Annotated in this window: 11 protein-coding genes and 1 pseudogene; 2 read left to right on the top strand and 10 right to left on the bottom strand. The window is 67.6% G+C overall.

Features of this window, described 5'->3' with window-relative positions; genetic code table 11:
* Window positions 1-160: 160 nt before the first annotated feature.
* Together M9979_RS17165 and thrC are read right to left on the bottom strand one after the other, a co-directional pair.
* Window positions 161-1,030 (bottom strand): class I SAM-dependent methyltransferase, encoded by an 870-nt coding sequence (locus M9979_RS17165; protein WP_254290717.1) that lies wholly within the window; start codon window positions 1,028-1,030, stop codon window positions 161-163.
* On the bottom strand, window positions 1,027-2,418 hold the full coding sequence (gene thrC / locus M9979_RS17160; protein ID WP_254290716.1) for a threonine synthase: 1,392 nt from the start codon (window positions 2,416-2,418) through the stop codon (window positions 1,027-1,029). Before thrC ends, M9979_RS17165 begins: the two co-directional genes overlap by 4 nt.
* A 331-nt stretch (window positions 2,419-2,749) precedes the next feature.
* Between thrC and M9979_RS17155 the strand changes: the two genes are divergently transcribed.
* Complete coding sequence (locus tag M9979_RS17155) at window positions 2,750-3,166, top strand: hypothetical protein (RefSeq protein WP_254290715.1); 417 nt, start codon at window positions 2,750-2,752, stop codon at window positions 3,164-3,166.
* 66 nt (window positions 3,167-3,232) lie between these two features.
* Here the strand turns inward: M9979_RS17155 and M9979_RS17150 are convergent, their stop codons facing one another.
* The 6 genes from M9979_RS17150 to M9979_RS17130 are packed head-to-tail and all read right to left on the bottom strand — an operon-like array spanning window position 3,233 to window position 6,816.
* Entirely contained in the window at window positions 3,233-3,814 is a 582-nt protein-coding gene (locus M9979_RS17150; RefSeq protein ID WP_254290714.1) for an SURF1 family cytochrome oxidase biogenesis protein, read from the bottom strand.
* Window positions 3,811-4,251: a DUF983 domain-containing protein gene (locus M9979_RS17145; protein WP_254290713.1), complete on the bottom strand. Its 441-nt coding sequence runs from the start codon at window positions 4,249-4,251 to the stop codon at window positions 3,811-3,813. Before M9979_RS17145 ends, M9979_RS17150 begins: the two co-directional genes overlap by 4 nt.
* 24 nt (window positions 4,252-4,275) lie before the next feature.
* Window positions 4,276-5,208: a cytochrome c oxidase subunit 3 gene (locus M9979_RS17140; protein ID WP_254290712.1), complete on the bottom strand. Its 933-nt coding sequence runs from the start codon at window positions 5,206-5,208 to the stop codon at window positions 4,276-4,278.
* 35 nt (window positions 5,209-5,243) lie between these two features.
* A complete protein-coding gene (locus M9979_RS17135; RefSeq protein WP_340689081.1) occupies window positions 5,244-5,786 on the bottom strand; it encodes a cytochrome c oxidase assembly protein in 543 nt (180 codons plus the stop codon).
* A complete protein-coding gene (locus tag M9979_RS17305) occupies window positions 5,783-5,917 on the bottom strand; it encodes a hypothetical protein (protein WP_277998647.1) in 135 nt (44 codons plus the stop codon). The genes M9979_RS17135 and M9979_RS17305 overlap by 4 nt, the downstream gene beginning before the upstream one ends.
* The gene (locus M9979_RS17130; protein ID WP_254290711.1) at window positions 5,914-6,816 is read right to left on the bottom strand and encodes a heme o synthase; all 903 of its coding nucleotides are present in this window, start codon (window positions 6,814-6,816) and stop codon (window positions 5,914-5,916) included. The genes M9979_RS17305 and M9979_RS17130 overlap by 4 nt, the downstream gene beginning before the upstream one ends.
* Window positions 6,817-6,965: 149 nt before the next feature.
* Here M9979_RS17130 and M9979_RS17125 point away from each other — a divergent pair, with 149 nt between their 5' ends.
* Entirely contained in the window at window positions 6,966-7,859 is an 894-nt protein-coding gene (locus M9979_RS17125; protein WP_254290710.1) for an iron-containing redox enzyme family protein, read from the top strand.
* A 98-nt stretch (window positions 7,860-7,957) separates the two neighbouring features.
* Here M9979_RS17125 and M9979_RS17120 read toward each other — a convergent pair whose 3' ends face one another.
* Window positions 7,958-8,359, bottom strand: coding sequence for a DUF1489 family protein (locus tag M9979_RS17120; RefSeq protein WP_254290709.1), 402 nt, complete (start codon window positions 8,357-8,359; stop codon window positions 7,958-7,960).
* Window positions 8,360-8,426: 67 nt separating this feature from the next.
* Window positions 8,427-8,546: pseudogene (locus M9979_RS17485) on the bottom strand (IS30 family transposase); the annotation flags it as partial.

Below are 8,546 nucleotides of genomic sequence, written 5' to 3'. Positions count from 1 at the left end.
AACAAGCCCTCACCGCCTGCGCACGGAAACTCCTCATCTACGCCAACACCGTCCTCGCCAGACAAGCCGAATGGATGCCCGCATCATAATGGTTGCTGAGCCTGTCGAAGGGCCTGAGTCTCAAGGTGCTTCGACAGGCTCAGCACGAACGGGGGCTATGTTACCGGCTCCAGCGCGCCCAGATCGCGGTGGGTAGCGCCAACCCGCGCGCTTCCTCGCGGACGCCGAGTTCGCCCGCCTCGACCGTGCCGGGCAGGTCGGCGAACAGTTGGGCGAGCAGTTCGCCGATCGCCAGCGCCGACATGCGCACGGCATAGACGGTGAGGAACAGGAAGCGGCTGTCGGCGTCGATCAGCCGGCGGCAGTCGGCGATCAGGCGGGGGAGGTCCTCCTCCAGCCGCCAGATTTCGCCTTCGGGCCCGCGGCCGTATTTGGGGGGATCGAGCAGGATGCCGTCATAGCGGCGGCCCCGGCGCACCTCGCGCGCGACGAACTTGGCGGCGTCGTCGATGATCCAGCGGACGGGCGCGTCGGCCCTGCCGGACAGCGCGGCATTGGCGCGGGCGGCCTCGACCGATTTCTTGGAGGCATCGACATGGACCATCTTCGCGCCCGCCGTGGCCATCGCCAGCGTGCCGACGCCGGTGTAGCCGAACAGGTTCATGCATTCCGCGCCGGGCTTGTCGGCGACGCGTTCGCGCATCCAGCTCCACACCGGTGCCATGTCGGGGAAGAAGCCCAGATGGCGGAACGGCGTCGTCTGCGCGGTGAAGCGGACCTCGTTCCACTTCAGCGGCCAGCCCTCCCGTGGGACCGGTTCGGCGAAGACCCAGCGGCCGCCGCCGTCCTCGTCACTCGCCGGCACGAACTCGCCCTGCGCTTTCCAGTCTTCGGTAGCGGGCGCCCACATCGCCTGCGGTTCGGGGCGGATGAAGCGGAAGCGGCCGTAGCGCTCCAGCTTGCGGCCGTGACCCGAATCGACCAGGCCATAGTCCGCCCAGGGTTCGCCGATCAGCGTGTCGAGCGTCATGCGCGCGGCGTCGCGCGCTCGGCGATATAGGCGGTGACCGCCTCGAACGTGCCGGGCAGCGATGCGAAGCGCTCCTCGCGGTCGAACAGGTCGCCGATCCGGCCGGGCAGCGCGGGGCGCTGGCCGGTGGCGCGCTCGACCGCGTCGCGGAACTTGGCGGGATGCGCGGTGGCGAGCGTCACGACGGGGACGTCGCTGTCGTGCCGGCGCGCGGCGGCGAGCGCGATCGCGGTATGCGGGTCGATGATCTGCCCCGCATGCTCGTGCGCCCAGCGCATCGCCAGCGTCATGTCGTCGAGGTCGACGCGGTCGCTGGCGAACAGCGAGGCGCCGGTGTGCTGCGCGTTGGTCAGCCGCATCGCGCCCGACGCTTCGAAGCCCTGCATCTGCGCGGCGAGCGCCGCGCCGTCGCGGGCGCCGAGGTCGAAGAGCAGGCGTTCGAAGTTGGAGCTGACCTGGATGTCCATCGACGGGGTCGGCGTCTGCTGGACGACGCCCTTGCTATAGTCGCCTGCCGAGAGTGCGCGATGGAGGATGTCGTTGACGTTGGTCGCGACGATCAGCTTCGCGACCGGCAGGCCCATCTGCGCGGCGACATAGCCGGCGAAGACGTCGCCGAAATTGCCCGTCGGGACGGAGAAGGCGACCGCACGATCGGGCGCGCCCAAGCGGACGGCGGCGTAGAAATAATAGACCACCTGCGCCATCAGCCGCGCCCAGTTGATCGAATTGACCGCCGACAGCGCGAACCGGCCGGAGAAACCGGGGTCGTTGAACATCCGCTTGACCAGCGCCTGCGCGGTGTCGAAGTCGCCGTCGATCGCGATATTGTGGACGTTGGGGGCGAGCACCGTCGTCATCTGGCGGCGCTGCACGTCGCTCACGCGGCCGGCGGGGTGGAGCATGAAGATGTCGACCCCGGCGCGGCCCGCCAGCGCGTCGATCGCCGCCGAACCGGTATCGCCGCTGGTCGCGCCGACGACGGTCAGGTGCTGGCTGCTGCCGGTCAGGAACGTCTCGAACAACAGCCCGAGCAGCTGGAGCGCGACGTCCTTGAACGCGAGCGTGGGCCCGTGGAACAGTTCGAGCAGCCACTGGTCGTGGTCGAGCTGGACGAGCGGCGTCACCGCGGCGTGCGCGAAGCGGCCATAGGCCTGGGTACACAGGTCCTTGAGCTCGTCGGGGGTGAGCGCGTCGCCGACGAAGGGCGTCATCACCGCGACCGCGGTATCGACGTAGGAAAGGCCCGCGAGGCCCGCGATCTGGTCACGGGTCAGGCCGGGCCAGACTTCCGGCAGATAGAGGCCGCCGTCCGACGCCAGCCCGGCGAGGGTGACGTCACGGAAATCGAGCGCGGGCGCGGCCCCGCGGGTGCTGACATAGCGCATCGCGGCTGGGTAGCGGCGCGCGCGCCGGGGGGCAACGGCGGGTTTGCTTGGGTGCGGGTGCGGTCGGGCTATCGCGGAACCGCAGCGGCGCCCGACCGATTCACCGGTGCGACCCCGCGAAAGTTGCCGAAGTTGACGGTACGTCGGGTTTCAAAACGCCGCCCGGCCCGGTGCCGGATGGCACGGTGTCGGGTGAGCGTTGGCTGTACATGCGCCGGAAATACACCTCGCGACGGGTGTAGGACAGGGCGAACATGGTCCGGTAAGTTGGTGGTTGGCCCGACGTGATCGCCCAATAGCGTACGTGGGAGCGAGAGCGTAAAAGGTGATCATGTTGTCCGACAGCCTCCGCGCGCTGCCCTATCTCGTCCATACCAATCGAGAGCTTGGCCTTATGCTGAGAGGCGTCAAGCCGATGGCGATGTTTAGCGATATCGTTGGGAAGGAGCCGGAATGCGTGCTTCGGTATCTCCGTTTGTTCGACCGCTATGTTGATGTAGGCCGCTTCGAACGGCGAATTGTGGATGAGCCAGTCCTGCTTCGTCCAGATTGGCAGTCTCGTCGCATATTCTACTGCCTGCCGGGCGAAGCGTGGCGCATCGACGACATGTTGAAGTTGATCACCCACTATGGCGGATGGACGAACGAGCATGAGCGCAGCTTCGGTACGCTGCTGGGTTATGAGGATTGGCAAAACGACATCTGGCTGGAGCGTCATCCAGTCGGTGGACCAGCGATCGGTCGCTGACCAGATCCGATCACGCGACTGAAAGGTCCCCGTCAACTCGATCCACAAGCCCACCGGTGTGGCAAGCTACCGCCGTCGCCGAACCGCCAGTACGTAGATGACCGTGGCGATGGCCGCGAAGAGGAACCATTGGACGGCGTAGGATAGATGGTTGTTCGGGACCGACGTCAGGTCGGGTTTGCCGTTGGCGCCGAGGCCTAGCGGTGGCGTGTCGGCGATCAGCATCAGGCGCTGGGGCGTCGGATCGAGGAGCGAGCCGATCAGCGAGCGGGCATCGGGGGCGTGGCTGATGAAGCCCGACACCGGGCCGCCCGTCCAGCGACGCTTGAACATCGGATCGGGGGTGGTGCCGAGCTGGACGACGAGGCCGTCGCCGCAATCGGCGATCAGGCGGAAACCCGCCGCGCCCGCGCCGGCGAGGCGCTGGGTGACCGGGTGCGCGCAGGTGGCCGTGGTGCGGCGGAACAGCAGCGTGTCGTCGGGGCGCGCGGGGAAGGCGATCGGCGGCTTGGCGGGATTGGCGGCGAGCTGCGCGAGATACGTTTCTTTTTTGGGCGCGCGATCGAGCAGCTGCCACAGGCCGAGCGCGATCATCGCCGCTACCGCGATGGCGACGACGAGCGTGGGGAGGACGGGAATGCGCCTCATGGCAGCGGGTCCGCCGGTACCTGGGGATCGATGCGGCCTTCGCGCGCGGCGTTGCGATATTCGGCGGACATCAGCGCGCCCTTGGCGAGGCGCAGCGACCAGACGACGCCCGCCAGCGTCACCGGGATCCAGATCAGCATGTGCAGCCACAGCGGCGGGTGCAGCGTCAGTTCGAGCATGATCGCGCCCGCGACGACGAGCGTGCCGAGGATCAGCGTGAGGAAGGCCGCCGGCCCGTCGCCGACGTTGAACTGCGTGAAGTCGAGCCCGCAGGCGCGGCAGCGATCTGCGAAGCGGATCCAGCTGGCGAACAATGTGGGCTTGCCGCACCGCGGGCACAGGCCGCGCAGACCCGCCTGGACGATCGAAGGCGGAACCACGTCCGCGGTGGGCGAGGGCGTTGCGTCCGCGGCGGGGACGGGCGTCGGATCAGTCATGCACGACGCCCATCCCCGTCACGATCAACCGGCGTGGACGGGTGCGCCCCAGCCGCCCCAGACGTAGACGGTGACGAAGAGGAACAGCCACACCACGTCGACGAAATGCCAGTACCAGGCGGCGGCCTCGAAGCCGAAATGCTGGCGTGGGGTGAAGTCGCCCTTATAGGCGCGGATCAGGCAGACGATCAGGAAGATCGTGCCGATCAGGACGTGAAAGCCGTGGAAGCCGGTCGCCATGAAGAAGGACGCGCCATAGTTCAGCCCCTTGAAGGGGAAGGGCGCGTGGGCATACTCATAGGCCTGGATGCTGCTGAACAGCGCGCCGAGGATGACGGTCAGCCACAGCCCCTTGAGCACGCCGTCGCGATTTCCCACGCCGAGCAGGCCCCACAGGCCGGTCTTCTCGCCGCCGCGCTGGTTGTGGATCAGCGCATGGTGCGCCCAGGTGACGGTGGTGCCGCTGGTCAGCAGGATCAGCGTGTTGAGCAGCGGGAATTCGAACGCGTCGATGACCTCGAGGCCCTTGGGCGGCCATTGCGCGGTGATCGCGGTCGCGCCCTCGGCAGCGCGCTCGACCTGGCCGTCGACGAAGCTCATCGCGGTCGGGAACAGCGAAAAGTCGAAGAACGCCCAGAACCAGCCGACGAAGAACATGACTTCGGAGGCGATGAACAGGATCATGCCGTAGCGGAAGTGGAGCTGGACGACGGGGGTATGATCGCCGTGATGCGCCTCGCGCACCACGTCGGCCCACCAGCTGTACATCGTGAACAGCACGCCCGCGAGGCCGGCGAAGAAGATCCAGCCGCCGCCGTTCGCCTTGTCCGCGGCGAGGTGGCCGCCGTGCATCCACATGATGCCGCCGGACGCCATCACCAGCGCCGACAGCGACCCGAACAGCGGCCAGATGCTGGGGGGCAGGATGTGATAATCGTGGTTCTTGGCGCCGGCCATGTCGTGTCCCTGTTCTTATCCTCTTGTCCCACGCTCTAGCCTGCGGATTTGCGGGAATCCACCGGGTAAAATGTGTAGGAGAGGGTGATCGTCTCGACGTCCTTCGCGTCGGGATCGTCCATGATCTTCGGATCGACGAAGAAGATGACCGGCATCCGCTGCGTCTCGCCCGGTTTCAGCGTCTGCTGGGTGAAGCAGAAACACTGGATCTTGGTGAAATATTTGCCGGCCTGGCTGGGCGTGACGTTGAACGTCGCGGTGCCGGTGATCGCCTTGGTATCGGTGTTGGTCGCGGTGAAGAACGCCATGTCGCGCGCGCCGATCTTCACCGTCTCCGACCCCGCTTCGGGGCGGAAGCGCCATTTCATGCCGGGGGCGACATTGCTGTCGAAATCGATGCGGATCAGCTTGTTGACCGCGCCCGGCGCCTCCAGCCCACGCTGCGTGGTGCCGTTGAGGCCCGTGACCTGGCAGAACAGGCGGTAGAGCGGCACGCTGGCCCAGGCGACGCCGGTCATCACGCAGATGCCGAGCACCGCGAACAGCGCGGTGCGGAGCTGGCGGCTGGTGCTGCTCACATCATCCCTTCGCGGATCTTCACGATCGCCACCGCGAAGATGAGGATGACGAAGGCGCCGAGCAGCAGCGCCATGACGCGGGCGCGCGATTGCTGGCGGCGGCGGATCAGGTCGAGGTCTTCAGGGGTCATGACAGCATCCAGCGATCGACGACCAACGCGCCGAACACCACGAAGAGGTAGAGGATCGAATAGCGGAACAGCCGCTTTTCGGGCTTCATCGCGTCGTCGGGCTGCGTCGTGCGGGTCGCGACGATCAGCGCCAGCGCGGCGAAGACGAGCGTGGTGAGCGTTGCGACGCCGCCGTAGATCGCACCGGTCAGCCCGAGCGGCCAGGGCAGCACCGCGGCGATTCCCATCGGGATCGTGTAGAGGCCGATCTGGCGCCGGGTTACGCGTTCGCCCGCGACGACGGGCAGCATCGGCACGCCGGCGTTGGCGTAATCGGTCTTCACGAACAGCGCGAGCGCCCAGAAGTGCGGCGGCGTCCACAGGAAGACGAGGCTGAACAACAGCACCGGCAGCAATGCCACATGCCCGGTCGCGGCGGCCCAGCCGATCAGCGGCGGGAAGGCTCCCGCGGCGCCGCCGATGACGATGTTCTGCGGCGTCCGGCGCTTGAGCCAGACGGTGTAGATCAGCACGTAGAACAGGATCGAGACGGTCAGGATCGCCGCGGCGGTCAGGTTGACCGCGACGTACATCAGGATGACCGAGAAGGCGGCGAGGCCGACGCCGAAGTGCAGCGCCGCCTGCCGGTCCATGCGGCCATCGGGCAGCGGGCGCTTCTGGGTGCGGCGCATCTTCGCGTCGAGGTCCGCCTCATACCATTGGTTGAGCGCCCCCGCCGCGCCCGCGCCCAGCGCGATGCACAGGATCGCGGTGAAGCCCAATACCGGATGGATGCCGACCGGCGCCGCCAGCATGCCGCACAGCCCGGTGAACACGACGAGCGTCATCACCCTGGGCTTGGTCAGCGCCAGGAAATCGCGCCAGTCGGCGGGGGGCAAAAGGGGTGTCGCGGCGGCCATGATCGCGGCGGCTATACGCGCGGGCGACGCGGGGGGGAAGGGCGCCGAACGCGCGCGCGCCTTATCGTCCTAACCCAGGTCAAGCGACTCGGGGGTCGCCGGAACGATACGCCGATCAAGGGGTTAGCCAGCCCCACTAGGAGACTCGAATGGCTACCCGCATCCTCGACGCCGATATCACGGCGTCGCAATTCCTGACCGACAGCTTCCAGCGCGGGCTGGCGCACTGGAACCGGGAGCGGCTGGAACCGACCTTCCCCACCGGCGACTGGCAGCGGGTTCTCGACCGCGACGTGCGGATGCAGCGGCTGGAGGGTGGTTTCCTCGAGGAACTGCGCGCCGAGGTGCAGGCCGAGGCCGCCGCCGCGCCGACCGATGTCGAGGGCTTCATCGCCTGGTTCGAGGAATTGAAGGCGACCGGCCCCGGCCAGCACGACGCGCTGTTCCCGTGGCTTGCCGAAGAGGCGAACCTCGACCAGCTGCGCTGGTTCTTCGAACAGGAGGCCGCGGGCGAGGCGGGGTTCGACGATCTCGTCGCGATGACGCAGGTCAAGCTGCCGACGCTGCCCAAGCTGGAGCTGGCGCGCAATTACTGGGACGAGATGGGGCGCGGCAATGCCAAGGGCATGCACGGGCCGATGCTCGATGCGCTGGTCGAGACGCTGGCGGTGAACCCGGTGATCGAGAATACGCTGTGGCAGAGCCTCAGCCTCGCCAACGCGATGACCGCGATGGCGACCAACCGGCGCTATGCGTGGCATTCGGTGGGGGCGCTCGGCGTGATCGAACTGACCGCGCCGGATCGGTCGGCAGCGACGGCGAAGGGGCTGCGCCGGCTGGGCTTCTCCGACAAGGAGCGGCGCTATTTCGACCTGCACGCGGTGCTCGACATCAAGCATAGCGAGGACTGGAACCGCGAGGCGATCCGTCCCGCGGTCAGCGAGGACCCGCGCCGCGCGACGGCGATGGCGGAGGGCGCGCTGATCCGGCTGCGCTGTGGCGAACGGTGTTTCGAGGCGTATCGCGCGGTGTTGATGGGGTGATCCGCCCCCTGTCGTCGTCATTGCGAGCGTAGCGAAGCAATCCAGGGCCGCACCCCGGACGCTCTGGATTGCTTCGCTACGCTCGCAATGACGAGCGGTTAGATCAGCGCGAGCTCGGCGAGCTTCCCCACCAGCGCAGGCGGCATGACCGACAGTCCATCCGCATCGCCGCCGAGGTCTGCCGGCGCGTCCGCGGCCTCCAGATAGCGCCAGCCCTGATGCGCGCGCTTGGGACGCGCCTGTACCAGCACGAGCGCGGGATCGATATGGATCGCGACGCGGCCGCCCTCCGCCTCGCCGAAGCCGAGGATCGGCGAGCGGGCGACCAGCTGGTGCTTCAATATCCAGAACAGCGACCCTTGGCCCGCCACCTCTTCGTGGCGCTTGGGCAGGTAGCGCGTGGTCAGGAACACCGGGCCGTCGGCGGCGCGCAGCAGCAGCCGTTCGGCGAGATGATCGACGCTCGCCGCGCCGAACGCCACTTTGGTGAGATGCAGCATGGCCGCGCGATGTGGGTCGCGAGCGGGGTAGGTGCAAGGCGTTCGATCCGCTGCCGCATGTACCTCGTCACCCCGGACGTGTTCCGGGTGTGGATTCACAATCGAAGTGCAACGGGAAGAAAACTTCGGCGGGGTTTCGGAAGCCGAGGCATTTCCTGGGTGTGTGGTTGTGTCTGGCGAGGATGGC

It is taken from the genome of Sphingomonas liriopis (assembly GCF_024211255.1).
GTDB lineage: Bacteria > Pseudomonadota > Alphaproteobacteria > Sphingomonadales > Sphingomonadaceae > Sphingomonas > Sphingomonas liriopis.
This window is presented reverse-complemented; position numbering and strand designations above follow the sequence as displayed.

What these genes read in the sequence shown, in the direction of transcription:
- M9979_RS17140 (WP_254290712.1), bottom strand. Translation starts at nt 5,208, where the DNA reads ATGGCCGGCGCCAAGAACCACGATTATCACATCCTGCCCCCCAGCATC.
- M9979_RS17165 (WP_254290717.1), bottom strand. Translation starts at nt 1,030, where the DNA reads ATGACGCTCGACACGCTGATCGGCGAACCCTGGGCGGACTATGGCCTG.
- M9979_RS17305 (WP_277998647.1), bottom strand. Translation starts at nt 5,917, where the DNA reads ATGACCCCTGAAGACCTCGACCTGATCCGCCGCCGCCAGCAATCGCGC.
- thrC (WP_254290716.1), bottom strand. Translation starts at nt 2,418, where the DNA reads ATGCGCTATGTCAGCACCCGCGGGGCCGCGCCCGCGCTCGATTTCCGT.
- M9979_RS17155 (WP_254290715.1), top strand. Translation starts at nt 2,750, where the DNA reads ATGTTGTCCGACAGCCTCCGCGCGCTGCCCTATCTCGTCCATACCAAT.
- M9979_RS17120 (WP_254290709.1), bottom strand. Translation starts at nt 8,359, where the DNA reads ATGCTGCATCTCACCAAAGTGGCGTTCGGCGCGGCGAGCGTCGATCAT.
- M9979_RS17130 (WP_254290711.1), bottom strand. Translation starts at nt 6,816, where the DNA reads ATGGCCGCCGCGACACCCCTTTTGCCCCCCGCCGACTGGCGCGATTTC.
- M9979_RS17145 (WP_254290713.1), bottom strand. Translation starts at nt 4,251, where the DNA reads ATGACTGATCCGACGCCCGTCCCCGCCGCGGACGCAACGCCCTCGCCC.
- M9979_RS17150 (WP_254290714.1), bottom strand. Translation starts at nt 3,814, where the DNA reads ATGAGGCGCATTCCCGTCCTCCCCACGCTCGTCGTCGCCATCGCGGTA.
- M9979_RS17125 (WP_254290710.1), top strand. Translation starts at nt 6,966, where the DNA reads ATGGCTACCCGCATCCTCGACGCCGATATCACGGCGTCGCAATTCCTG.